The organism is Burkholderia sp. Ac-20353 (genome assembly GCF_017104785.1).
Lineage (GTDB): Bacteria > Pseudomonadota > Gammaproteobacteria > Burkholderiales > Burkholderiaceae > Burkholderia.
This window is the reverse complement of sequence record NZ_JAAGPL010000052.1, coordinates 16,248-42,862: the sequence shown is the minus strand read 5'-3', so window position 1 is coordinate 42,862 and position 26,615 is coordinate 16,248. Positions and strand designations below refer to the sequence as shown.

Genomic DNA, 26,615 nt, shown 5'->3' with positions numbered 1-26,615 from the left:
GGAGGATGATTCGCAACACACCGATATCAACACAAACGAGAAGCGCGACGCGGGAATCGAACGGCACCTCGCGGCTCGCTGAAATGAGGGCTTTGCAGTGGATTTTCCGAAAAACGACAATGCGCGCGTGACGTATCCTCGTGGCCGCTCGCTGGCGCTGGCCGCCTGCTGGTTCACGGCTAGCGGCGCCGCGTGGGCGCAGAGCACCGCGCCAGGCTCGACGCTCGCCGGCGATGTTCAGGACGGCGGCGTGACTGTTCAGGACGTCGTCGTCGTCACCGGCACGCGTGAAAAGGCGAGGAAGGTGCGCGATGCCGCGGACCCGGTGGACGTGATCGGCGGCGACATGCTGCGGCGCACCGGGCAGAGCAATCTGCGCGACGCGCTCGTCCAGCTCTCGCCATCGATCGCGCGCCAGGCGATGCGCGGCGACGCGGGCAACCTGACCAGCGCGCTGACGCTGCACGGGCTGAGCCCGGACCACGTGCTCGTGCTCGTGAACGGCAAGCGCCGCCATTCGACCGCGAACATCTCGCTGAACCGCGGGCCGCAGCAAGGCTCGACCGGTGTCGATGTGGACCTGATCCCGGTCACGGCGATCGACCATATCGAGATTCTCCGCGATGGCGCATCTGCTCAATACGGCTCGGACGCGATCGCCGGCGTGATCAATATCATCCTCAAGTCGGACGACCAGGGCGGCGAGCTGTCGAACACGACCGGCCAGACTTATCAAGGCGACGGCCTCGCGCAGAACAATGCGGCCAACCTCGGGCTGCCGCTCGGCGATGCGGGCTATCTCAACCTGAGCGCCGAATACAACCGGCAGAATCATACGGTGCGCACCGCAGCCGATCCGCGAACCGGCCAGAACGACAACCTGATTCTCGGGTCGCCGGCCGGCACGCGGGAATCGGTCGCATTCAATGCGGGCTACCAGCTCGAAGGCGGCGTGAAGCTGTACGGCTTCGGCACGTATGCGCACCGCTACGGCAGCAGCTACCAGAACTACCGATTGCCGTCGGTGCTGCCGGCCATCTACCCGCACGGCTTCACCCCGCAGGAGACGCTCAACGAGAACGACTATTCGCTGACGGCGGGCGTGAAAGGCGACCGGCTGCTCGGGTGGGCCTGGGATATCAGTTCGACGTACGGCAGTGACAACGCCGGCATCGGCATGGTCAATTCGGCAAATACGAGCCTGTTCGCGGCGACGGGATCGACGCCGACCAGCTTCCGCCTGTCGACGTTCACGAACACGCAGTGGACCAACAACCTCGACCTGTCGCGCGCATTCAGGCTGCCTCTGCTGCCCGCGCCGCTGAACGTCTCGGTCGGCGTCGAGCATCGCCACGAAAGCTATGCGATCGGCGCGGGCGATGCCGCGTCGACCTACGGCGCGGGCAGCCAGGCGCTGCCCGGCCTGTCGCCACTCAGCGCGCTGTCGAAATCGCGCGAGGTGATCGGCACCTACGTCGATCTTGCGACCAGGCTCGCGCCGAACTGGCAGGTGGATCTCGCGGGGCGCTTCGAGCATTACAACGACGTCGGCGGCACCACCAACGGAAAAATCTCGACGCGCTATGACATCACACCAAGCATCGCGGTGCGCGGCAGCGTCGGCACCGGTTTTCGCGCGCCGTCACTCGCTCAGCAGTACTTCACGAACCTGAACATTTCGCCGTTCTCCGCCTACGGGCAACTGGCCCCGAACTCGCCCGCCGCCCGCAACCTCGGCGCGACGCCGCTCAAGCCCGAGAAGTCGACCAACTTCAATATCGGGCTGGTGCTCAACCCGCTGCCCAACCTGAATGTGACGATCGACGCATACCAGATCAACGTCCGCGACCGGATCGTACAAGGCGGCACCTACAGCGGACAGCCCGCGATCGATGCGCTGACGCAGGCCGGCATCACGTTGCCGGCGGGCCTCTCGTCCGTGACGGCGAACTATTTCACGAACGGCGTGGATACGCGCACGCGCGGCCTCGACATCGTGGCCACCTATCGCAGCAACTTCGCGAAGTGGGGCACCGTCGATTGGGATCTCGGCATCAACTTCAACACGACGAGCGTGACAAGCGTGGGCCGCGACACGAACGGCAACACGCTGCTGAACGCGCAGCAGGTCGGCTACATCACGTCGTCGACGCCGAAGAACAAGATCATCATTGGTGGCACGTGGCGCCTCGATAAATGGGCGTTCAGCCTGCATGAAACGCGTTACGGCACGACCTCCGGCGAAGAGAGCTACTGGAGTGGCCCGAATGCCTTTTCGACGACGCGTTTCGCGCATTTCACGAACGCGGCGAGATATGTGACCGACGTCGAGCTGCGCTATGCGGTGACGCGCAAGTTCGAACTCGCGGTTGGCGCGAACAACCTCTTCAACGTGTATCCGAGCAAGCTGCCGGCCGAGAACCAGTTCCTGGGCACGCAGTACGACATCGTGTCGTCGCCGATCGGCATCAACGGCGGCTTCTATTACCTGCGCGCCCGCTACCTGCTCTGATGCGCGCGGCTCCTTCACTCGTTCATCTCTCCACGCCATGAACCGACGATCAGAGGTTGACCCTGCAGTGATCGACGTCGACGAAACGTCGTTGCGCGCCAATCACATTCTGGATTTGTGCAGCGGCGATGCGCTCGCGATACGCATTCGTGCGTTCACGCCGCCGGCGGTCATCCAGCGCGCGGAGGAGCAGCTGTTCTCGCATCCTGAGCGAGGCGCGCTCGGCCATGCGACCGAATTCACCCGGCTCGGCATCGCCTACGCCGAGGTGCGATCCGAAGAGGTTCGGCAGGCCTACCACCGGCATGCGCGCGCGAATATCGAGCGCGTTCGCGCGCTGTTCGGCGAGCTGGCGTCGCCGGTCGACCGGTTCCGAACCCTGCTCGACGACGCATGGCCCGAAGGGGCCAGGCTGCTGAGCGTCGACGGTAGCAAGTGCTTCGTCGGGGTTTGCCGCTACCTGACGCCCGGGGTGGACCTCGAGCCGCACATCGACAACCTGGAGTGGACCCTGCCGAAAGGCACGGCGTGGACGTTGCAGTATCAACTGTCGGCCAACATCTATCTCCAGGTGCCGCCGCACGGCGGCGAGCTGGAACTCTGGCACGTCGCACCCGACCTGCGTGAATACGAAGCGCTGAAAGGTGACCGCCACTACGGGATCAGCCGCGAGCATGTCGGCGCCCCCGACCTGGTGATCAAGCCGGACGTGGGCGACCTGATCCTGCTGAATCCGCGTTTCATTCACGCGGTTCGCCCTGTCCGGGGCAGCGACCGAGTCACGTTGAGTGCCTTTGTCGGCGTCAAGTCCGTAACCGAACCCTTAGTCTACTGGAGCTGACCATGTACAAGGTTTCATTGCAGGCACAAGGAAAATTTCAGGCGCACGAGTATGTCGGCAAGACGGCACTGCTGCTGATCAGCGTTGGCAAGGAATATCACGAAGGCGAGAAACTGGCGGCAACGGTCGACAAGATCAACGTGGCCGGGTTCGGGCAATGCGTGATCGGCGTGGCCGATACGTTGCAGCGTCACAACTATGCGACGGGCTCCGCGCACAGCAACTATCAGATAAGCCGCGAGCGCGGCGACGCGTGGCTCCGGGACCACACGGACACCCTCGCGAAACTGTCGATGCGGCGCGAGATCCTGCGATGGGACGACCTGCTGCGTCGCGACGACTACTCGCAGTACTACCATCTGATCACGAACGAGTACTACTCGAATCACGAATACCGCCACGCGATCAACGACACGATCGGCGTGTTCGCCGAACGAAACGGGCTCGTGCACGGCACCCGCGAGCACGAGGACGCGTTCTATCGCTCGCTTTTCTACATTCTCGAGGAATGCCCGATCATCATGCCGATGTGGGCGCGGGACGGCATCGATTTCATCATTTACCCGAAGCAGATGACCGCCGCGATGAGCAAGACCCGCGAGATTTTCGTGCAGAACGGGAGCGATGGCCGCGCCAACTGGCTGGCCGTCAAGTTCAAGAAAAAATCCCGGTCGCATGCCGACGAGGAAATCGAGGCGCTCGTGCATGACTAATTCATCGGACAAGGTTCGGAAATACGTCGGGCTGACCGGCATCTGTATCGCGAGCTTCCTGGGATGTATCGATCTCACGGTCGTCAACACGATTCTTCCGGCGATCGGCCGGGATTTCTCGATCCCGATCCAGACGACGCAATGGATCACCTCGATCTTCATGGTCGCACTGTCCGCGTTCATGGTGCCGGTTGCCACGCTCGCAGACAACCTCGGCCGCAAGAAACTGCTGATGATCGGCCTCGCGATCTTCGGCGCGGCCTCGTTGTTCGCGGGCCTCGCGCATCAGTTCTGGCTGCTGGTGGCGTTCCGCTTCTTGCAGGGCATCGGCTGCGCGATCCTGTACACCGTGTCGGGCGCGATCGTCAGCTATACGTTCGACGAGAAGGAACAGGGCAAGGCGCTCGGGATCCTGTTCGGCGCCAACGGCGTCGGGCTGGCGCTCGGCCCGATCATCGGCGGCCTGTTCGCCGGCGCGCTCGATTGGCACGATGCGTTCCTGATCAACATTCCGTTCATCACGATCAGCCTGGTGCTCTGTGCGTGGGCGATCCCGGAATTCAAGGCACAGGCACGCAAGCGCATCGACGTGACGGGATGCCTGTTGCTGGTCGTCGGCCTGACCACGCTCGTCAGCTATCTGTCCGTCGACGGGAACCGGCTCCATCTCTCGCTGCTGCCGGTGTCGATCGTCGCGCTGGTGCTGTTCGTCCGGCACGAACTGCGCACGCGCGATCCGATCGTCGAATTTCACTTCTTCCGCGAACGGAGGTTCCTGTCCGCGCTGCTCGCGACTTTCTTTCTCGCGTTCTTCTACTGCATCGTGCTGCTCACGCTGCCGATCTTCTTTTCGACCGAGCTCCATAAGAGCGACATCACCATCGGCCTGTTTCTGCTGCCGGCGACCATCACGTTCTCCATCACGTCGTCCTGGATCGGTGGCCGGACCGAACGGCTCGGCCCGTCGCGGGTGATCGTGACCGGCCTGTCGCTGTTCGTCGTCGCGTCGATTCTGCTGTCGGTCGCCGCAGGCCAGCTCGATGCCGGCTGGTTCATCGTTCCTCTGCTGCTTTTCGGCATCGGCTGGGGGGCGATACTCGGGCCCTCGACGCTGGTGGCGCTGGGCGCGCTGCCCCGCGAAAAAGCGGCCGTGGCGATGGGTACGTCGTGGACGGTGCACAACGTGGGCGGCGCGAGCGGCATTGCGTTTGCGATCTTCCTGATGCGGCACGTCGACGATTTTCGGCATGGCTACCAGACGCTGATGCTGGCGCTCGCGGCCATCCTCGTCGCCGCCAGCGCGCTGTACCACGTCCTTTCGCGGGAGTCGGTCGCCGTGGCCGTCGACTGACCGGCTGTCGGATACGCATCGATCACGGGTTATCGCGCGAACTTGCTCGGATCCATGGCAGACAGGTGTCCGGGCGGTTGCCGGACACGCGTTGCATTCGGTTTAAACATTCGTATATCTAAATAAATGTCTTGTTAAAAAATACGCGTCAGTGTTGCTGACGAACGAACGCGGGAAAGGAAACGATGAAGCGAAGCGTGGTGATGGTGACCGCCGCACGGGTGGTCTGGGCATCCATTGCTGTACCGTGGGTGCCGGTATGGGCGCAGAGCCAACCGGCGTCCGACGCAGCGGCGGTGGCTGCGCCTGCGGCGCCGGCCTTGCCGGCGTCGGGAGAACACGACGCCGTGACGATCAAGCGTTTTGAAGTGACGGGGTCGTTGATCCGCAGCGCGGACAAGGTCGGCTTCAACCAGGTCCAGACGATCACCGCGAAGGATATCGAGAACAGCGGCTATACGACTGTCAGCGACTATTTGCGCAGCGTGACGGCCAATTCATCGAGTAGTTGGGGCGAAGGCTCGGCGTCGACGGCCAACTTCGCGGTCGGCGGAGCCGGGATTGCACTGCGCGGGCTGAGCGAAAAATACACGCTCGTGCTCGTCGATGGCCAACGCGTCGCGCCGTATGCGTACGCGGCCAACGGCACGGACCAGTTCTTCGATCTGAACACGCTACCGCTCAACGTCATTGACCGGATCGAAATCGTCAAGACGGGCGCGGTGTCGCAGTACGGCTCCGACGCGATCGCCGGTGTCGTGAACATCATCACGAAGAAGAACTATCAAGGTCTCGAACTCTCCGGCAGCTATGGTGGCGCGACGAATGGCGGCGGCGGCGCGGGCACGACCCGGTTCGGGATCCTGGGGGGCTTCGGTGACCTCAACGCCAATCGTTTCAACGTGACGGCCGCGCTCAGTTACTACAAGAACAACGGCGTGCTCGCTTCCGACCGGAACATGACGGAGAACCAGAATTTCTCGAACTACCCGGGTGGCCTGTCGAACCAGTCGACCGCGTACTGGGCGCGGGCGAACGGCAACGTGCCGCTCGATCCATGTGCGTATGGGGGCAATGTCGTACCCGGCAACTCGAATTCGCAGTCGTTCGGTGCAGGAGGCACGATCTGCCAACGCAACACGGCAGGTGCGTCGTCGATCTCTCCGTGGACCGAGCGTCTGAGCGCGAAGCTACATGGCGAGTTCAGGATCGACGATGCGATGCAGGCGTTCGCCGATCTATGGGAGAGCAACAACACGACGGTCGCGAACCGGGGCGTCGGCCGCCTGACGACCAGTACGCAGACGTACGATCCGGCGACGGGTAGCGTGTCGCTGATTTCGAATGTCGTGCCGGCCAGCAATCCGTACAATCCGTTCGGTGTGCCGACGCAGTTGCGCTATGCGTTTCCGGCCTCGCAGTCCGTGCATGTCAGTTCGAATTACTGGCGCGCCGCGACCGGCGTGAAGGGGACGTTCTCGGTGCCGTCGGCGGGCGACTGGGACTGGAGTGCGTCGTACGCGCATTCGCAGGATACAGTCTCGCAACACTATTCGAACCTGATGAGCGCCAGCGCGCTGACGAACATCATCCAGAACGGCACATTCGATTTCTCCAAACCGTCCGCGACGCCGAACGGACTTGACGGTCTTTATCAGAGCACGTCGAATCAGGCGATTACGAAGCTCGATGTGCTGGATGCGACGCTAGCGAGCCCGAACCTGTTCAGGCTCCCAACGGGCAACGTGGGCCTGGGGCTTGGAGCCCAGTTCATGCATCAGAGCCAGTATATCGGCACGGGTGCGGGGTGGGCGAGCGGCCAGTTGACGTCGCCGTCAATCCAGTCCGTCGATGGTGAGCGCAATGTCGCGGCGGTCTACTATCAGATAGACATCCCGCTTCTGAAGACCCTGACGTTCAGCCAGTCGGGCCGCTACGATCATTACAGCGACTTCGGCGGCGCGTTTTCTCCGCGGTTCGCGCTGCGCTTTCAGCCGGTGCGGGAATTCACGTTGTATGGCTCGTACAATCGCGGCTTCCGTGCGCCGACGCTGATCGAGAATACGTCGTCGCGGACCTTCGGCTCGCAGGGTGTGGTGGATGCGCGAGATCCGAACAATCCGCGTTCGTACAACATTGTCGAAGAAATTCGCGCGGGCAATCGTGGTTTGCAGCCCGAGCGCACGAAGAACTACAACATCGGATTCGAGTTGTCGCCGACGCGTACGACCGATATCGGTTTCGACTGGTACAAGATTCACATCGACAATGTGATCGGCACGGACGATGTGCAGGTCGTGGTCAATCAGAATGATCCGTCGCAGGTGGTCCGTAACGCCAACGGCAGCATCGCGTATGTCACGCTGCCCTATCGTAATCTGTCGTCGCTGGACACGGACGGCTTCGAGGCCACGTTCCGCCAGACGGTCGCGACGAAAATCGGGACCTTTACGTTGTCAGGCGATTGGGCCTATGTGTGGCATTTCAAGATGCCGGTCGGCGGGGTAGAAAGGGATTTCGCCGGCAACAACGCTGCGCTCCACCAGCCGTTCGGCGGCAGTTCTCCGCGCTGGAAGGGGAACACCGATCTGAGCTGGAACTATCACCGGTGGAACGCGACCCTGAGCTGGCTCTATGTCGGCCCGTACGCGCAGGCGATTCTTGCGCCAGGCACGTACCCAGGCATGGCGGATGGCGTTGCGTCGTACAGCCAGTTCAATCTGATGATCGGCTATACGGGATTCAAGCATTGGACGCTGTACGCGGGAGTCGACAACATCTTCAATCGAAAGCCGCCGTTCGATCCGGTATGGATGGCGGGACCGACCGGTTACGACTCATCGCTCTATGCGTACATCGGGCGATTCGCGCAGGTTGGTGCGACGTATCGGTTCTGAGGGCCTTTCAGGGAGCGCCGCAGCGAAAAATGTGGGCGGCCCGGCTGGCTACGACGCGTTCCTGAACACGCTGTCCCGACACGATCCACCCATGAATGAATGGTAAAGACGGGGCGCGAGTTCCATTCCGCAGTTGCGAACGACTCCCGATAAAAACATTCGCGATCGATCGAATTTAATCGGAATGAAAATTCCGTTTTATATCGAAGCGGAGTGGGAGGCGTGATCTCAATTGACATCCATGCGAATTAAATTCTTTATTGGTCTGGCAGGCGCAGTCTTAAACGCTTAAATAAATCGTGATGACGAGAGCCTCGTGCTTGGCTTTCTGGCGCCATTGCAGGGTGCGCGTGCGCGCCTGCTGGTGTCCGTGGCCTGTCACAAAAATCAGGATGACATTGAACGCCCGGTGGTCTAATTTGTTATGAAATGTGAATCGGCATAAGGCAAGGAGACAAGGTCATTTCCGGAAAATTGTGCTCGATTTCAAATACGGGAAGCGCCGGTCATCCATGAATTATGGCGCCATATCGCCTGTCATTCGGGCGGGCGGCCTATGGATCGGCATTTCCTTTAAAAACAAAAAATCGCTCGATTCGTAAAGAAAAATGCCTTTATTGGCGGCGGAGCGAATGCTTCCGGTTCTCGCGCCAATCCGGGCCGGCCCTGCCAGGCGGTCGTGCCCGGCATCGCCAGACGATTCGAATCGTCCTAATCCGGACGGGTCACGGGGGAAACATGTCAAGCACAGCTGATTCCAAGAAGCCATTCGGCAACCTGTTCAGTCGCCTCAGCGGCGGGCCGGATGTCGGCAGGGCGGTCATCGCCGCGCATGGGGAAGCCATCGGACACGGCGCACTACCGGATCCCCGCGCGAGCCTGCACGAGGCCGCGCAACTGGCGCTCCAGGTCGAGTTCACGACGATTCCGCCTTACCTGACGGCGCTCTACTCGATCGCCGATCCGGCCAGCGACGCCTATCAGGCATTGCGCTCCGTCGTGGTGGAGGAGATGTTCCACCTCAATCAGGCGGCCAACCTGCTCGTCGCGATTGGCGGAACGCCGAAATTCACGGGCACCGCGGTGCCCGAGTACCCCTGCTTTCTGCCCCATTCCAACCCGGACCGCATGCCGTTCATCGGACTGAACAGGGCGTCACCCGACGTATTCGAGAAGACCTTCGCCGCGATCGAGACACCCGCGCCGCCGCATGCGCCGGCGCAGGGCAATCAGTACGACACGATCGCTCAACTGTACGACGCGCTGAAAGAAGGCATGAAGCGTTACCTGAGTCGCCACCCCGACGGTCCGCCGCTGTTCCAGCAGGCCCCCGACATGCGTCAGCGCACCGACATCTATCTGGGCAAGTTCGGCGGCAAGGCGGTGCGGGTGAGCGACATCAAGACCGCGGAATACGGGATCACCCAGATCGAGCAGCAAGGCGAGGGCAGCATTCTCGACGGGCAGTCGATGATTACCGACAGCCCGTGGGGAGCCTACAACCACTACGGTCAACGCACCGACGGAACGTACGGCCCCATCCTCGGCACGCCATACGAGATGTCGCACTTCAGGAAATTCCGCGCGGTGGCGCTCGACGTGGCCAACTTTCCCGCGACGCGTCCGATCACGTCCAATCCCCGACGGCAGGACTATTCGAACGAGACCGCGCTCAAGCTTGCCGAGGCGTTCGACATCGCGTACAGCATCATGCTCGACGCGCTGGAGAAGAGCTTCACCGACACGCCGAACGGGCCTGATCCGTTCTTCGCGCTGGCGCTGCCGCTGATGCACCACGTGATGCCGAAACTCGCGCTGAGCCTGATGACAACGCCGATGCACGCGAACGGCAACGGCTCGGTCGGACCGAACGCGGCGCCGACCTATCAGTACCGGCCGGGCTGCACGCTGGCGATGCTGGAGCGACAACGGGCCCATGCGCTACAGGCCGCATCCGGCGTGACGGATCGCGCGGAGCGCGCCGACCTGACGGCCGTGCTGGACGACGTGCGAACCGACATTGTGGAGCTGAGCGAAGCTGCCGATCAGCCGCTCTCGAGCTAAAACCACGGGGAACATCATGGTCGAATACAAGATCTATCCGCCGATTGGCGTCGCACGCGTCGGCGACGCACCCGAAGCGTTCTATATCGGGGCCGAAAGTTATCGCGGGCTGCCGATCAATCCCGACGGGCAGCCGTTCCGGCAGCAGGATTTTCGCGACGAGCAGGGCCGCCTTCGCCGGCAGGCCGCACGCTTTCATGTCTACCGGGTCGAGAACGGCGTCGCCGAGGAGGTGACGCTGGACACGGCGAACGTGACGTCGATCCGCTGGGTCGTCCATCTGGCGAACAAGAAGCCCAGCTGGTATGCGTTCAGTCCCGCCGAAGGCGAGGGCGGCTATGCGCCGACGCACCCGTTGCGCAACCCGGACGCACACGATCGCCACCAGTTGCTGATCGATGCGGGGCCGCGCGAGATTCACGGAAAACACGCTGCCAACGTCCATTTCAATCAGGAACACGCACCGAAAGGGTATACGGGCACGAACTTCCCGCCGGGCCGGCTCTATCCGATGATGCATGCGATCGAGACGCTCGGCGAGTTGCGCACCGACGCCCATGGGCGGCTGCTGGTGCTCGGCGGACATGGCATTGCCGGCTCCACGGAGCCGAACCCGTCACTCGAGCACTACGCGAACAACGACGGCTGGTGGGATGACACGTCCGATGGCCCGGTCGGTGCGACGATCGAGTTCGCCGATGGGAAAGTCGTCCATGCGGCCAGCGCACACGTGCTCGTCGCGCCGCCGAAGTACGCGCCGGAAATTCCGAATCTGGTGACGCTCTACGACACGATATTCGATGCGATGGTACGGTCCGGGCATTATCCGAAGATCCTCGACGGCGGCATGTGGCAAGCGGGCAAGCACGGCTACCGGCCCAATTTCCAGACCGAGATCGAACCCTTGCTCGAACGCGCAATGCTTTACCCATGGGTCGCGGCGATTCCGTCGAAGCCACACCGGTTCGACTTCGACAAGCTCGGGGCGCTCGGGCCGGACGGAGACGGCGCCGACGCGTTCAAGGGGCTGCGGCGCTACATCATGGACGTATTGCGGCCGCCGTATCAGGAAAACGACCTGATGAATTCGCGCGGCGCGACGATGATGCCGTTTCTGGCCGGCGACAACTGCCTCAAGCCGGGCACGGCCACGAGCCGCTATCTGCGGTTGACCGACACGCAGTACTTCTTCCTGCAGCAATGGGTGGAGGGGCACTTCGTCAACACGCCGCCGCAGGAGCTGCCGACCGACGCGCTGACGCGCGGCGTGCTCGACAACTGCGTCGGCGGCGCGTTCTCTCCGGGCATCGAGATGACCTGGATCTCGCGCGTGCCCGAGATCTACGCCGAGCCGTTCCGCATCCGCAGCCGCTTCGTTACCGAGGGGCCGCTGAGTCTCGGCTACGATCCGCAACGGGGCATGGAGCCGGGCGACCTCACGCGCTACATGGCCTTGCCGTGGCAAGCCGACTTCAACGAGTGCGCGTCGCAGGCGATCGGCGACCGTACGCTGTGGTGGTGGCCGGCGCAGCGTCCGGAGTTCGTCTATCGGGATCAGACGGCCGACCAGGTGACAGCGAAGGCGAGCGTCGCACCGCCGCCGCCCGGCGAGCGCTCCGGCAAGCAGGTGCCGTGGATCGGCACCGACTACGATCAACTGGCAGGCGATTATGTGACGTTCCCCGACAACGTCGACATGGTGCGGTACTGGTCGCGTCTCGGTTTTGTGATGGAGAAACCCATCGCGGGCGGCGAGCCTCGCTTCGTCGAGGTCGAGCGTACCCTGCCGCGGCCTTTCTATCCGTCGAAGCATGCGTCGAATGACAGCTGATCGCGACGACGTGCTGATCGTCGGAGCCGGCCCAGCCGGCTGCGCGACGGCGCTCGCGCTCGACGCGGCGGGGTGCCGCGTCGCGTTGCTCGATCGCCCGTCGACGCAGTCGTTCCGGGTCGGAGAGTCGGCGACGCCCGACGTGGCCGGCCTGCTGCGTCGCTTGGGCGTCGACGACAGGCTGGATCGCGCCGGACACGCGTTCTACCACGGCAATTTGTCGCTTTGGGGAGATGATCAGCCCCGTGTCGACCATTTCCTGTTCCGCGGGACCGGGCACGGTTGGCATCTCGATCGGGCGGCGTTCGATGCGCAACTGTGCGACGCCGCACGCGCGCGCGGCATCCCCGTACGTTTGTGCACCGGCGTGGAAGCGATCATGCCGACGAGCGACGGGTGGGCGATACAGGCGCGCGGGATCGGCGAGTTGCATGCGCGCGTGCTCGTCGACGCGGGCGGACGCCGCTCGCCGCTGGCGGCGTGGTTCGGCGTGCGCCGGCGAAGCTTTGATGGCATGGTCGCGCTCGCTGCGCGTGCATCGCATGCGCGCGAGCTCGCGGGGCTCTCGCTCGTCGAGTCGTTCGAGGACGGCTGGTGGTACGCGGTCGGTTTGCCGGACGGGCAAGCGCTCGTCACGTTGATGACCGATCGGGATATTGCCACGGCCCGCCGCTTTCGCGATCCCGACGTCTACCGGCGCGCGTGGCAGGACACGCACCTGCTCGCGAAGCATGTGCCGCCCGGGCAAGCGCCCGCCGCGATTCACGTGTTTGCCGCGCACAGCGGCTGCATCGAGCGGAGTTCGGGCGGTGGATGGATCGCCGTGGGCGACGCACTGATGGGATTGGACCCGCTGACGTCTTCGGGGATTGCCGGCGCGCTCAGCGACGGGCTCGCGGCCGCGCCGGCCGTCGTCGACATGCTGGCAGGGCGGCCGGATGGCGCGATTGCGTATGCCGCGCGCGCCAATGCCGTGTTCGGACGCTATCTCGCTGAGCGCGCGCAGCGTTACGGCACCGAGTCGCGGTGGTCGCAACGCGCGTTCTGGGCGCGGCGCGGGCACGGCAATCCGGTGGCGGCCGCCGAGCTGGCCGAAGGATGCGCGTAACGACTGCGGCTGGTGCATGGCGGTCGTGAGCGTTGGGTGGGGTGTGGGGCGAACGAGGGGAAGTTCGTGAATAGTTAGGTTGACGAATCAAATGACACATCGAGGAGCCTGACATGGCAGCGTTCGTATTGACATCGGTATCCGGTACGATTCCCGACCTGCGTGGTGCCGACCGGTTCGGGCCTTTGCGGGATCTGATCGGGATGTGGAAGGGAACGGGATTCAACCAGATCTGGCGGCCTTTCCCGATTCAGCGCGGCGGCAAGCCGACCGGCCAGCAGGACCGGTTCCTGGAACTGAACGAAACGATCGAGACGATCGAGTTCAAGGCGATTGACGGCGCGATTCCGAATCGCGGCCTGCTGCAGGGCGATATCAATCTGCACGGGATGACCTATACGCAGGAAGTGTCGGATGCCAACGTGATCGTCGACGGGCGTCCTGCCGGCATCCATATCGAGCCCGGACTCTGGCTCAACGTTCCGCCGACCGAGAATCCGCCGAACGCCGCGACGGTCGCCCGCCTCGCGACGATTCCGCACGGTACGTCGATCGTGATGCAGGGCGGCGCGTTTCGACTGAGCGGGCCGCCGCTGTTCGCACCTGAAAGCATCGTGCCGTTTCCGGTCGGCAATCCGTCCCACCCGCTGCCGGCCGGCGATTTTCCGGAAATGAACCTGGCCACGCCGAGCGAGTTCCGTACGCCGCCGAAGGAGATTCCGCACGTCACGCAGGCGTGGATCGACAATCCGAACGTCGTGCTGAACAGCGGGATCTCGGGCAAGCAGGTGATCGCCACGACGACGCTGCTGATCTCGACTCGATCGGGCAAGGTGCCGGCCACGGGCGGCGGCACGTCCAATATCGCGTTCCTGCAGGGTGCCGCGGGCGGGCCGAATGCGGACGCGGCGCTGGTCGAGGCGATCTTCTGGATCGAGACGGTGCGGCTGCCCGACGGCTCGACGAAGCTGCAGCTTCAATACACGCAAAAGGTGATCCTCGACTTCAACGGACTGAGCTGGCCGCATGTGTCGGTGGCCACGCTCGAGAAGCTGTAGGCATCGACGGCGACAGCCGGGGCCGCATGCAGCCGATCGCATGCAGCCCCGGCGGGGGGATTCACCATGGATACGCACTTGCTTCTGTCGCATGAGGTCTGGGTGGTCGTACGCGACGCGATTTATCACGTGTGGGCGATGATGGGTGAACTGTCGATGGCGAACTGATCGCGGTGACGCAATCACCCGAGCCATCACATGATCCTGTCTTTCGGCTGCCGGCCGCCGGACATCTCATGAATGATGTGCGTCGCTTCCGCGAAGTAGCCTTCCTGGACACGGCGTTCAGCAAACGCGAACGACGGCACTTTCCATTCGACGAAAACCACCGGCGTCTCGTCCATGCCGGTGAACGTGTGCTCCCTGCCCAGCACATAAGGTTTGCAGGACCGGACACTCGCCGCGCGTCGCAAGACAGCGTGGGCGATCCTGTCGATACTTTCCGGCGGCGTCTCGATCGCGCGCTCGACTGCCGACCCGAAGACCGGCGCGCAGATCGCGGCCAGCATAAAGGACGCCGTGAACCTGCCGGTCGGCAAGCGCTAAGGATGGTGCGCGGAACCGGCAAAGGCCTGCGGGTTCGCTGACCCGGCGCAGCGCCCGTCATTCCGACGACTGCTCATTCCCGGAATAAAGCGATCGCGCCGATCGTTTTAGCCTGCGTGAACTAGTCTTGGAATGGTCCGTGCATGCGGAGGGGAGAGTCATGAAGTCGACGCAGATCCTGTCGGCAAGACTCATGACACTTGGGCTCGCACTATCGGGCGACTGTTCGTCGGCGTGCGACGTGAACGCATTGAGCAGCTCGAGCGGTGATGGCGATGACTAACGGCGGCGATGTACGTGCCGGCTTGGTGTGAGCTTCGAAGCCGACGTCGTAGGGTCGCTTCCCCGATTGCGCCGCTATGCACGCGCGCTGACGGGTGACCCTGCGTGGGCGGATGACCTTGTACAGGACACGGCCGAGCGTGCGCTCACGCGTGCGCGCGCGTTTCGCCCGAACAGCAACTTGCTTGCCTGGCTCCTGACGATCCTGCGCCACATTTACATCGACCAGTTGCGCGGGCGTCGCGAGCTCGCTGTCGATGACGACAGCGAGCCAATGCGGACACTCGAAGCGCCGAGCGGCGAAGTGGACTCGCTTGCGCTGCGCGACGTCGAGCGCGCGCTATACCGCCTTCCTTTCGAGCGGCGCGAAGTGATGATCCTCATATGCGTCGAGGAACTGAGTTACCAGGAAGCGTCGTCAGTGCTGAACGTGCCGATTGGCACGGTGATGTCGCGGCTTTCGCGGGCACGGGAGGACATGCGCATGCTTCTTGCGGATGGCCCGTTGCATCGGCTCGCGTCAGTCAAGGCCATGAGAGATGGCAATGAGCGATGATTTCGACCCCACAGTGACATCGGGCTACAGCGAGCGGGAACTGCGCGAGTTCTCGGCCTTCGTCGACGGCGAGTTGTCCGAAACTGAGCGCTTGGCCGTGATCGAGCGGCTTGCGGTCGACCCGCGGGCGGCGGACATCGTTGCGTCCTATCGTGCGCAGCGCGCTGCGATGCGCGCACTGTTCGCGGACCCGGCGGCACGGACGAGCGGGCCGTGCATCGTGTTGCGCCCGCGTGTTCCATGGTGGCAGCGCGCCGCGCTGGCCGCGTGCTGGGTGGCGCTCGGCGCCGGTCTCGCGTCGCTCGCCGGCAGCTTGTCGCCGTTCGGCTGGCTACCGGGGCAAACTGAATTCGCCCAACGGGCCGGTGTTGCTTATGCGGTCTACGTGCCGGAAGTACGCCATCCCGTCGAAGTGGGTGCCGCAGACGAGCAGCAGTTGATGGGTTGGCTCGGGCGAAGGATGAACCGGCCGTTGTCCGCCCCGTCGTTGCAAAACTACGGGTTCATGCTCGTAGGTGGGCGGCTGTTGCCGGGTGACGCCGGGCCAGCGGGTCAGTTGATGTACGAGAACCACGCCGGTGCACGGGTCACGCTCTACATGACTGGCGTTTCGAAAGGCGAGTTGGCGTACGGCGTCCTTCGCGACGGCAATCTCCGCACGTTCTACTGGGCCACCGACCATATGGGCTATGCGTTGTCGGGGCAGATTGCGGAGAGCCAGTTGCGGGTGATCGCGATCGATGTGTGCGGCAAGCTCGGTGGACACCCCGAGCGCTGGGACTGGGATTGAAACGATGAATGGCTGTCTGCCGGCGCGCTGCACGCTCGTCGCTTCCTGGCGGTGACCTTGTCGCCGCCAGGAAGCTGCGCCGTTGCGATGCGCGACTGCCGGTCATTGCCTGTTCTCGCCCGACTCTCTTGCCCTGGAGGCGTTGACTGGCGCTATGGTTCCGAACAGTCCGTTAACTTCCTGATTGGGACCCGCCGAGAAATACAGCGCGTCCGGGCTCGAGCTGCGGCCGCCACCCAGTGTCAGCGTCCACAGGCCGTCGATAGCCAGTGGATTGCCGGCGGCGTTCTCCAACTGATCGGCAAACCTGCCGTCATTGTCGAAGACATTGATGTGGCCATCGCCGAAGTTGCCGATCAGGATCTTGCCGCTGAAGCGGCCGAATGCAAACGATGCACGCGTGATTCCCCACGGCGAGTTGAGTGTCCCTCGGCTGGCGAAGCGGCGCAGCAGGTGGCCGTCTGTATCGAATACGTCGACGAATCCATTTCCTCTGCCTGCAACGTCGTCGTGTTTCTCGGCGTTCTGCTTCGCATAGGTGATGAAAAGATCGCCGTCGATGTTCGCGATACCGAACGGCGCGTAGCCGGCCGGGATGTTCGGGTCGATGAAGCCACCGTGCGTCGTCGCAGTCGTGAACAAGCCGTTCGCACCGGTTGACCCGAATACATCGATCCGACCTGCGCGAAAGTTCGTCGCAAACAGGAATCCTCCTTGCGCGTTCACACCAAAGGCGAGGCCCTTGTAGACGGCCCCGCTGGCCGCGGACGGGTTGGACGAGTTATCGACCGCGAGCACCGCGTGGTCCGGCGGAATCAACCCGCCAGCCCAAGCGGAAATCGTGCCGTCTTCGGTCGCGAAGATGAATACGGCCGGAAGCTTGGTGCCGGGCACAAGAAATGCCGATGGGGGAATCCACACGATGCCGGTCGGCGCCGCAGGCCCGGGGTTCGGTGGATTGTTGGGAGAGAAGGGTTGACATGCACTGGCCGGAATGACATTCCCTGGCAGCGGGATGGAAACCTGCAACGGCGCCTTCGTCCCCGTGCCGTCATACAGGGTGGCGCAGCCAGTGGCATTGTCGTTGACCCAGAATGGACTTCCTGCCGGACTGAAGGCAATCCCCCACGCGTTCTGCAGCACGCGGTCGACCTTCGGGGCCGCGCCTGCCAGATTGGACACGAGTGGCGTGACGACGTAAGCGTCATTGTCAGCGGCATGCCCGACTGTAAAACCCGCGACGAGGGCCAGCACGGCCGCCGCCTTGAGGCCCAAAGAGACCTGAGGCATGACTTTCCTCCTTGATCTGACTGATGAGGAATTGCGTCGTGAGTTAGCACCGGAGGACTGCGGTCCGGTTCACGGCGCGCGAGCGTTCCGGGGCTTCACTTGGCGTCCCGGGCGACGCTTTTCGGACTGCAACAATGCTCCGCGAACACTTCCGAATCGCGTCGACTCGAGCCGAGGAAACATTGCCGTCGGAAACATGAGGAGAGCCGGTGTTGCAGGGCGTGTACTGAACCGGCACATGCCGCTATGCCGGTCGGTTGCATGCCGCCTACGGGCGCGCGCACCGTGAGACCCCGCTTCATGATCGGCCTCCCGCGCATATAGATGCGCCGGTTGGAACGGAGACTAAACGGGCAAGCGGCAACCTTTATTCCAACGTGCAGAGCGAAATGGAATTGCGGTGCGAATCGTCCGTGCGCCGACGCTGCACTGATCGATACGTTGCGTGGGCCGTGGAACGGGCTGACGAAGCTGGACGCGCAGATTGAGGGGATCGAGCAGGGGGGCCTTTGATTTTGCTGCGTTTTACTCGCACGAGTATTATGCTCGTAGCGCCATCGGCGACATTGCGCCGATGGCCTGACTTCCCGTCTAGAGAAACAACCTCTTGAAGCTTCCCAGCTAGCCAAAGAAGGGAACCGGCCCTAATCCAACCAGCCAGGCAGTTTGCCTGAACTTCGCCAGCAGGTAGGTCGTTGCAAACGCTAGCGGCGCAACCATGATCAGCTTCAATATCACCGCGACGATCGGCGCTGTCGACCAGCCCATGGCGTGCTGGAGCAAATCGAAGCAGTCGATGAATATCGGATGGATCAGGTAGATTCCAAAAGTATATTTTGCGATTCTCGTGTAGAGAGGAGACCAACGTTGATGCTGGGATCCCAGGAATACCGTGAGCATCAGCACCGGTGACAGAAAATGGGCATAGAATCCGGCGCCGGTTCGCACCGGCCACTGTGCGGCCGCGACCGCGTCGGCGGCGTAAACCAGCTTCGCCATATAAGCGACAGCGAGCAGTAACAGGGATAGCCAAAGCAGCAGTTTGCTCTCATCAAACGAAAGCTTGCGTTTCCAGATGCCGAATACGGCGAATCCCGCAAATCCATAGCCGCTGTAGCAGATGATCTTGACCATCCGAACCAGGTAATCACGGTAGAGCGGATCGGTGACATGTCCCCATAACCAGCCCTGCACGTAGTCCATCACCTGCAGGGTGCCAATGATCGATAATCCGACAACCGGATAGCGGATCGCTGCTTGAAGTGCGGGATATAGCAAAACCAGGAAGAACATCGTCGGAAGGTAGTGCAGATGGTATTGAGCGGAGCCGAGTAGCAGGTAGCCAATCCACGACTGCCACTGCACGATCTGCTCCATGATTGCGGCCTGGTAGCCGAATGACCCGGCCTTGAACAAGCGGAAGAATGCATAAAACACGGTCCATGCGACAAACGGGATCAGAAGTCGTTTCGCCTGCTCGCGGATCAAGTCAAGGTATGCAACATGCCGACGATCGATCTTGAAGGCGATCAGGAACATCGAAAACAGAAAAAATAATTCTGAACCGGACAGTTCGCCAGTAATCCGTACGATGGCCGGTCCAACCCGTTCAGAGGCCAGGGCATCCGGAAACAATTGTCCGTCAGGACTCGCACTGATATGTATCAACACCACACCAAGGGCGGCGAACACCCGGCACGCATCGAGCCAGTGCATCCGTGCCGAACCAGAAGCCACACTGCTTTGCGTCTGAATCTGCGGAATCTGCTGAAGCATTCGATCCTCCGTTTAGGTTACCCGCTTCTTCCTGATGGCAGTAGACTATGAAAACGATGATGGAGTCCGCCAATTTCTCCGAAATTGCGCGCGCCACTGCTTGCGATATCGACGAAATGTCCATGAAACAGAATAACGCTGGAGGGCAGCATGCTGAAGGTCACGAAAGCCGTTTTTCCCGTCGCCGGATTGGGCACGCGCTTTTTGCCCGCGACGAAAGCCAGCCCCAAGGAAATGCTGCCCGTCGTCGACAAGCCGCTGATCCAGTATGCGGTCGAGGAGGCGATCGCCGCCGGCATCACGGAAATGATCTTCGTAACGGGCCGCAGCAAGCGCGCGATCGAGGATCACTTCGACAAGTCCTATGAGATCGAGGCCGAGCTCGAAGCGCGCGGGAAGGCCAAGCTGCTTGAGCTCGTGCGCAGCATCAAGCCGAGTCACGTCGATTGCTTCTACGTGCGCCAGCCCGAAGCGCTCGGGCTCGGCCACGCGGTGCTGTGCGCGGAAAAGCTGATCGGCGACAACCCGTTCGCCGTGATCCTCGCGGACGACCTGCTGGACGGCTCGCCGCCCGTGATGAGCCAGATGGTCGGAATGTTCGACCACTATCACAGCTCGATCATCGGCGTGGAGGAGATCGCGCCGCAGGACTCGCGCTCGTACGGGATCGTGTTCGGCAGGGAGTGGGAGGAGGCGATCGTCAAGCTCGCGGGCATCATCGAGAAGCCCGCGCCGGAAGATGCGCCGTCGAACCTCGGCGTGGTCGGCCGCTATATCCTGAAGCCGCGCATCTTCAAGCACCTGCGTGCACTGCAGCCTGGCGCGGGCGGCGAATTGCAGCTGACCGACGCGATCCAGGAATTGCTCGTCGACGAACAGGTGCTCGCGTACAAATATCTCGGCAAGCGCTACGATTGCGGCAGCAAGCTCGGCTATCTGAAGGCGACCGTCGAATTTGCGCTGCGCCATCCGGAAGTTGCCGCCGAGTTCGCCGGTTATCTGCGCGAGCGCATCTCCTCGCGCGCGACGCCCGATTGACCGTCGCGGCGGGCGTGAGCCGCACTCACGCCCGCCGCATCGTTGCACGTTGCGCTGGCTAGAGCCCCCAGATGTCGCGCGCGTATTCGCGGATCGTGTGGTCGCTGGAAAACCGCCCGAGCCGTGCAATATTCGCGACGACGCGCCGCATCCACGTGGACGTCTCGCCGAAATCGGCCGCGACGCGCGCGTGGGTCTTCGCGTAAGCATCGAAGTCGGCCAGATGGAAGTAGTAGTCGCCGCCCGCGACGAGGCTGTCGAAGATCGGCCGGAACCGGTCGTCGCCATTGCCGAAACGGCCGACCAGCATCGCATCGAGCACGCGTTTGATCGACGGGTCGGCTTCGTAGCGCACGCGCGCGATATAGGAACGGCTCGTACGCGCCGCTTCGACTTCGGCGGCCGTAAGCCCGAACGCATAGAAGTTCTCCTCGCCGACTGCGTCGCGGATCTCGATGTTCGCGCCGTCCAGCGTGCCGATCGTCAGCGCGCCGTTCATCGCGAGCTTCATGTTGCCCGTCCCGGATGCCTCCATCCCCGCCGTCGAAATCTGCTCGGACAGGTCGGCGGCCGGAATGATGCGCTCCGCGAGCGACACCTTGTAGTCGGGCACGAATGCGACGCGCAGACGCTCCCGCACGCGCGGATCTCGATCGATGTGATCGGCGACCGTGGCGATCAGGTGGATGATCAGCTTCGCCATCGCGTAACCGGGCGCCGCCTTGCCCGCGAACACGACGACCCGGGGCGTGATGTCGCCGCCATCCTCGACCAGATGCAGGTACAAATGCATCACGTGCAAGATGTTCAGCAATTGCCGCTTGTATTCATGAATGCGCTTGACCTGCACATCGAACAGCGCGTCGGCGTCCACGTTCATCCGCAGTTGTTCTTGAATCAGCGCGGCGAGCCATTGCTTGTTGCGGCGCTTGATCTGCCTCAGTCGCGCATGCACTGCGCCGTCGTCCAGATAGCGTTCGAGGCCGCGCAGACGGTCGAGCTCCATGATCCAGCCGTCGCTGCCAAGCAGTTCCGAGAACAGCGACGCGAGTTCCGGATTCGACTGCACGATCCAGCGGCGCACGCTCACGCCGTTCGTCTTGTTGTTGAAGCGCTGCGGATACAGCGCGTGGAAATCCGGCACAAGCTGCGAGCAGACCAGCTTCGAGTGCAGCTCCGCGACACCGTTGACCGAATGGCTGCCGACGATTGCGAGATGTGCCATGCGCACGCGGCGCGGCTCGTGCTCGTCGATCAGCGACATGTGCCGGAGCCGGCCGACGTCGTCCGGCCATCGGGCATCGACTTCGTCGAGAAAGCGCCGGTTGATCTCGTAGATGATCTGCATATGGCGCGGCAAGACCCGCTCGACCAGCGCGACCGGCCAGGTTTCGAGCGCCTCCGGCAGTAACGTGTGATTCGTATACGCGCACACGGCGCGCGTGATGTCCCAGCTCGTCTCCCAGCCGACGCGATGCTCGTCGACGAGCATCCGCATTAGCTCGGCGACGGCCAGCGCCGGATGCGTGTCGTTCATCTGGATCGCGACGCGTTCCGGCAGGCGCTCGATCGGCAGCCGCGTTTTCGCGAACGTGTCCATGATGTCGCGCAGCGAGCAGGCGACCAGAAAATACTCCTGTACGAGCCGCAGCTCCTTGCCCGCGTAATTGTCGTCGGCCGGGTAGAGCACCTTCGACACCGTTTCGGACGCGATCTTGTCCTCGACCGCGCGCACGTAGTCGCCGCTGTTGAAGATGCGCATGTCGAAGGTGTCCGACGCGCGCGCCGCGTACAGGCGCAGCGCGTTGACGGTGTCGCCGTCGTAACCGGGCACGAGCATGTCGTGCGGCACGCCGGCGATCATCTTCCAGTCGAGCCACATCGGATTGTATTGGCCGTCGGCGTCGCGCTCGTGCTCGATCCGGCCATACAGCGGGATATAACGGGTTTCGTCGGCGCGCTCGACCAGCCACGGCGACGATTCGCCGTGCCACTGGTCCGGGCGCTCGGTCTGTTCGAGATTGTCGATCTGCTGGCGGAACAGCCCGTATTCGTACTTGATGCCGCGGCCGAAGCCGGCATGGCCAAGCGACGCCAGCGACTCGACGAAGCACGCGGCCAGCCTGCCGAGCCCGCCGTTACCGAGCGCCGCGTCGTACTCGGCTTGAACGACGACGTGCAGCTCGACGTCGAGCGCTTCGAGCGCCGCGCGCGCGGTGTCTTCCAGGCCGAGCGCGATCAGGTTGCTCATCAGCGACTGGCCCATCAGGAATTCCATCGACAGGTAATACATGCGCTTGTTCCGGTTCGCGACATAGCGGGCCTCGGTGTCGAGCCAGCGATCGATCAGCCGCTTTTGCACCGCGCGCGCGAGTGCATGGAACAGGTCGGACGGCGACGCCTGCGCAGGCGTCTTGCCGAAACTGTAGCGAAGCTCGGCGACGATCGCATCGCGCAGTGCATCCGCGTCGGAGCGGCCGGCGGGCCGCGTGCTGTCGCGCATGGTCATGTCTCCCGGAATCGAACTGGAATTTCCAATGAATTCGGACATAATGCCCGTACAAGATTAGGCAATTGATTGCGGCTTAGTCAAACAGGAATTCAAGTCGCTTTTTGCCGGGAATCGGATTCGATCGCACTCATCGCGGCACACCGCTTCGCCACAGGACGACGCGACATGACGAATGCCTCGTTTTACGAGCTGGCCGCCGGCAAACCGTATCCGCTCGGCGCGACCTGGGATGGGCTCGGCACGAACTTCGCGGTGTTTTCGGCGCACGCGCAACACATCGATCTGTGCTTGTTCGATCCGGCCGGGCGCAAGGAAATCGCGCGGCTGCGCTTGCCCGAGTGCACGCATCACGTGTGGCACGGCTACTTGCCCGACGCGCATCCGGGCCTCCTGTACGGATTCCGCGCGCACGGGCCTTTTGAGCCGCGCAACGGGCATTACTTCAATCCGCACAAGCTGTTGCTGGATCCGTACGCGAAGCGCCTGCACGGCGGCCTGCACTGGACGGATGCGCTGTATGCGCCCCGGCTCGGCGCGGCGCGCGGCGAATACGCGCTGGACCGGCGCGACAGCGCGCCCGCGATGCCGAAGGCGGTCGTGACCGACGACGCGTTCAACTGGGGCGACGACAAGCGCCCCGACGTGCCGTGGCACCGCACGATGATCTACGAAGCCCACGTGCGCGGCTTCAGCCAGCTGAGGTCCGACCTGCATCCGGCGGTACGCGGCACGTTCGCCGCGCTTGCTGCGCCGCAGTCGATCGACCATCTGCTGAAGCTCGGTGTCACGACGATCGAGCTGCTGCCGGTCCAGGCGTTCGTGCAGGACCGCGCGCTCGTCGAGCGCGGGCTCGTCAATTACTGGGGCTACAGTCCGCTCGCGTACTTCGCGCCCGAGCCGCGCTATCTCGGCACTGGCGGGCCGGACGAGATCCGGCGCACGGTCCGGCGCTTGCATCGGGCGGGCATCGAAGTCGTGCTCGACGTCGTGTACAACCACACGGGCGAAGGCGACGGCCTCGGCCCGTCACTGTCGTTTCGCGGGCTGGACAACGCGAGCTACTATGTGATGACCGACGGCGACGAGCGCCGCTACATCGACGACACCGGTTGCGGCAACACACTGAACATCGCGCATCCGCGCGTGATGCAACTCGTGCTGGATTCGCTGCGCTACTGGGCCGAATCCTTTCATGTCGACGGCTTTCGCTTCGATCTGGGCACGACGCTCGGCCGCGAGGCGCGCCGCTTCGAGCGGGGCGCCGGATTCTTCGACGCGTTGCAGCAGGATCCGGTGCTCAACCGGCTCAAGCTGATCACGGAACCGTGGGATCTCGGCCCCAACGGCTATCAGCTCGGCAATCATCCGCCACTGTTCGCCGAGTGGAACGACCGCTTCCGCGACAGCGTGCGGCGCTTCTGGCGCGGCGACGCGGGCGAACGGCCGGAATTCGCGCGCCGCATCTGCGGCTCGGCCGACTTCTTCGACCGCGACGGACGGCGCCCTTGGGCGTCGATCCAGTTCGTCGCCGCGCACGACGGCTTCACGCTGCACGATCTGACGAGTTACGCGGAGAAGCACAACAACGCGAACGGCGAGGGCAACCGCGACGGAGCAGGCAACAATTGCAGCGCCAACTGGGGCGTCGAAGGGGCGAGCGGCGATCCTGCCGTGGAGGCGCTGCGCGAACGGGTCCGGCGCGCGATGCTCGCGACGCTGTATCTGTCGAACGGCACGCCGATGCTGCTGTCCGGCGACGAATGGGGCAACAGCCAGTCGGGCAACAACAACGCGTATTGCCAGGACAACGCGCTCGTGTGGCTCGACTGGGACGCGTGCGACGCGCCGCGCGGCGCAGCGATGCTGGATTTCTGCGCGCGCCTCGCGCGGCTCAGGCGCGGCTACCGGGTGTTTCAGCACCCGTACTTCCCGCACGGGCGCAACGAATGGCTGCCGGGCGTGCGGGACGTCGACTGGTTCGACGCCGACGGCCGGCCGATGTCGAGCGCCGCATGGGAAGACCCGCGGCAAAGCGTGCTCGCGGTGCGGCGCGCGGCGCCCGCGTGGCACGATCGCCGGCACGGCGCGCATGCCGGGCCGACCGTGGACGTCGCGCTGCTGCTGATCAACGGCGGCGCCGACGACAGGCGTTTCGTGCCGCCGGCGCCCGCGTTGCGCTGGCACATCATGCTCGACTCCGCGCATCCGGACGCGCCGGAGCGGGGCCTGCACGACGGCGACGCCGTCGATGTGAGCGCACGCAGCATGGTTGTGCTGCTCAGCGCGGCCATTCCGGTGTCCGGGCGTTGAACCGTCGCGCGATGCCGGCCGAACGCGCCATTCACCAGCCATGCGACCAGACGATCGACACGCTGCCCGCGCGGAACGTGCCCGTGCCGGCCGCGCGTGAACGCCAAGGGAAACGATTGCCGGAATAGTTGCTGTACTGGATCGAGATGGTGTCGGAGCGCCAGTCGTAATAGCCAAAGCCGTATACGAAATCGGGATCCCACGGCTGTTGCTGCGACGGTCGAAGGTAATGGTAAGCCGTGAAGGTTGCGTACCATTTTTCCCGAAACGTATACCGGCAACCGAGCCCGACGTTCGTCTTGTTTTCGCGCACGTCGTTTTGCACGTCGGTATAGCGCGGCACGAGCGTGAACGACGCCGAACACATCAGGTCGTCGCCGAAGCCGGTCAGGAAGATCGGCTTCAGCAGGTCGGGCAGCGGGAACTTGTAGGCGAACGTGATGCCGCCTTGTTCGATCCGGCTATGCGCGACGCCGTTGCCGGCCGAAAAGCGGTTGCCGGTGTAGTTGCCGTAGACGAGGCTGAGCGTGTAAGGGTGCCAGTCGTCGTATCCGAACGAGTAGGTGAAGTCCGGATCCCAGCTTTGCTGCAAGCTTGGCCGCAGGTAGCGATAGGCGGTGAACGTCGCGAACCAGTATGACATCGGGTTGTAGCGAATGCCGAGTTGCAGCGTCGATTCGTTTGCCCGGTCGCCTTGCGCACCGGCGCCGACCGTGCTCTTCCGGTTCGGTTGCAGCGCTTGCGTGATCCCTGCGTTGATCGACAGGCCGGATAGCCAACTGCCCGTGCCGTCGGGCGCGTTCGGCGCGACGAGCTGATGCCATGGCGTCGAGAACGAACTCGCGAGACCGTCGAGCACTTCGTTGCGCGTCTCCGTCTGCGCGGCCGCGCGATCGATCCACGATCCCGCACACATCAACGGGACGGCGATGCAGGCGAAGAGATGGCGATCGCGCCGCCGGCATGAAAGACGCGCGGCTAATGTGAGTTTTATCGACAAGGCGTGTCACCGTGTGCATTTCAGTTGCCGACGCGACGCCGTCCTGTCGCTCACGCGCGTCGCGTGTAGTCTATCCGCGCGCCATTGCACACGCAATTCGGCGGCCGATTTCGAGGTCGCAGCCTTGATAAAAGCGGTTA

At 63.3% G+C, this 26,615-nt stretch carries 18 protein-coding genes; 13 read left to right on the top strand and 5 right to left on the bottom strand.

Going from position 1 to position 26,615, the window contains the following annotated elements; translation table 11 throughout:
- Positions 1-127: 127 nt before the first annotated feature.
- From G3N94_RS17180 to G3N94_RS17140, 9 genes are all read left to right on the top strand, one after another.
- Positions 128-2,512: a TonB-dependent receptor gene (locus G3N94_RS17180; RefSeq protein WP_346778706.1), complete on the top strand. Its 2,385-nt coding sequence runs from the start codon at positions 128-130 to the stop codon at positions 2,510-2,512.
- Between the two features lie 67 nt (positions 2,513-2,579).
- Positions 2,580-3,353 (top strand): 2OG-Fe(II) oxygenase, encoded by a 774-nt coding sequence (locus G3N94_RS17175; RefSeq protein WP_346778705.1) that lies wholly within the window; start codon positions 2,580-2,582, stop codon positions 3,351-3,353.
- A 2-nt stretch (positions 3,354-3,355) separates the two neighbouring features.
- The gene (locus G3N94_RS17170; RefSeq protein ID WP_205793821.1) at positions 3,356-4,066 is read left to right on the top strand and encodes a hypothetical protein; all 711 of its coding nucleotides are present in this window, start codon (positions 3,356-3,358) and stop codon (positions 4,064-4,066) included.
- Positions 4,059-5,417, top strand: a complete 1,359-nt coding sequence (locus G3N94_RS17165) for an MFS transporter (RefSeq protein WP_205793819.1) — start codon at positions 4,059-4,061, stop codon at positions 5,415-5,417. Before G3N94_RS17170 ends, G3N94_RS17165 begins: the two co-directional genes overlap by 8 nt.
- A 185-nt stretch (positions 5,418-5,602) precedes the next feature.
- Positions 5,603-8,314, top strand: coding sequence for a TonB-dependent receptor (locus G3N94_RS17160; protein WP_205793817.1), 2,712 nt, complete (start codon positions 5,603-5,605; stop codon positions 8,312-8,314).
- A 519-nt stretch (positions 8,315-8,833) separates the two neighbouring features.
- Complete coding sequence (locus G3N94_RS17155; protein WP_205793815.1) at positions 8,834-10,378, top strand: ferritin-like protein; 1,545 nt, start codon at positions 8,834-8,836, stop codon at positions 10,376-10,378.
- Positions 10,379-10,394: 16 nt separating this feature from the next.
- A complete protein-coding gene (locus tag G3N94_RS17150; protein ID WP_205793813.1) occupies positions 10,395-12,209 on the top strand; it encodes a LodA/GoxA family CTQ-dependent oxidase in 1,815 nt (604 codons plus the stop codon).
- The gene (locus G3N94_RS17145; RefSeq protein WP_205793804.1) at positions 12,199-13,317 is read left to right on the top strand and encodes a tryptophan 7-halogenase; all 1,119 of its coding nucleotides are present in this window, start codon (positions 12,199-12,201) and stop codon (positions 13,315-13,317) included. Before G3N94_RS17150 ends, G3N94_RS17145 begins: the two co-directional genes overlap by 11 nt.
- A gap of 113 nt (positions 13,318-13,430) precedes the next feature.
- Complete coding sequence (locus G3N94_RS17140) at positions 13,431-14,375, top strand: heme-binding protein (RefSeq protein WP_205793802.1); 945 nt, start codon at positions 13,431-13,433, stop codon at positions 14,373-14,375.
- A gap of 194 nt (positions 14,376-14,569) precedes the next feature.
- On the opposite strand, the gene G3N94_RS17135 is transcribed toward G3N94_RS17140, so the two are convergent.
- Positions 14,570-14,884 carry a hypothetical protein gene (locus G3N94_RS17135; RefSeq protein WP_205793800.1) on the bottom strand — a complete coding sequence of 105 codons (315 nt, stop codon included), beginning with the start codon at positions 14,882-14,884 and terminating at the stop codon, positions 14,570-14,572.
- Positions 14,885-15,231: 347 nt separating this feature from the next.
- Between G3N94_RS17135 and G3N94_RS17130 the strand changes: the two genes are divergently transcribed.
- Positions 15,232-15,759: a sigma-70 family RNA polymerase sigma factor gene (locus tag G3N94_RS17130; RefSeq protein WP_205793798.1), complete on the top strand. Its 528-nt coding sequence runs from the start codon at positions 15,232-15,234 to the stop codon at positions 15,757-15,759.
- On the top strand, positions 15,749-16,549 hold the full coding sequence (locus tag G3N94_RS17125) for an anti-sigma factor (protein WP_205793796.1): 801 nt from the start codon (positions 15,749-15,751) through the stop codon (positions 16,547-16,549). Before G3N94_RS17130 ends, G3N94_RS17125 begins: the two co-directional genes overlap by 11 nt.
- 102 nt (positions 16,550-16,651) lie before the next feature.
- Here the strand turns inward: G3N94_RS17125 and G3N94_RS17120 are convergent, their stop codons facing one another.
- Both G3N94_RS17120 and G3N94_RS17115 read right to left on the bottom strand, forming a co-directional pair.
- Positions 16,652-17,839 carry a TIGR03118 family protein gene (locus G3N94_RS17120; RefSeq protein ID WP_205793794.1) on the bottom strand — a complete coding sequence of 396 codons (1,188 nt, stop codon included), beginning with the start codon at positions 17,837-17,839 and terminating at the stop codon, positions 16,652-16,654.
- 621 nt (positions 17,840-18,460) lie between these two features.
- A complete protein-coding gene (locus G3N94_RS17115; protein ID WP_205793792.1) occupies positions 18,461-19,615 on the bottom strand; it encodes an acyltransferase in 1,155 nt (384 codons plus the stop codon).
- A gap of 150 nt (positions 19,616-19,765) precedes the next feature.
- On the opposite strand from G3N94_RS17115, the gene galU reads away from it, so the two are divergent.
- A complete protein-coding gene (gene galU, locus G3N94_RS17110) occupies positions 19,766-20,653 on the top strand; it encodes a UTP--glucose-1-phosphate uridylyltransferase GalU (protein WP_205793790.1) in 888 nt (295 codons plus the stop codon).
- A 58-nt stretch (positions 20,654-20,711) separates the two neighbouring features.
- Here the strand turns inward: galU and G3N94_RS17105 are convergent, their stop codons facing one another.
- Complete coding sequence (locus G3N94_RS17105; RefSeq protein WP_205793788.1) at positions 20,712-23,156, bottom strand: glycogen/starch/alpha-glucan phosphorylase; 2,445 nt, start codon at positions 23,154-23,156, stop codon at positions 20,712-20,714.
- Between the two features lie 174 nt (positions 23,157-23,330).
- Between G3N94_RS17105 and glgX the strand changes: the two genes are divergently transcribed.
- Positions 23,331-25,475, top strand: a complete 2,145-nt coding sequence (glgX, locus tag G3N94_RS17100; protein WP_205793786.1) for a glycogen debranching protein GlgX — start codon at positions 23,331-23,333, stop codon at positions 25,473-25,475.
- Between the two features lie 31 nt (positions 25,476-25,506).
- On the opposite strand, the gene G3N94_RS17095 is transcribed toward glgX, so the two are convergent.
- Positions 25,507-26,391, bottom strand: a complete 885-nt coding sequence (locus tag G3N94_RS17095; RefSeq protein WP_205793784.1) for a hypothetical protein — start codon at positions 26,389-26,391, stop codon at positions 25,507-25,509.
- Between the last annotated feature and the right edge of the window lie 224 nt (positions 26,392-26,615).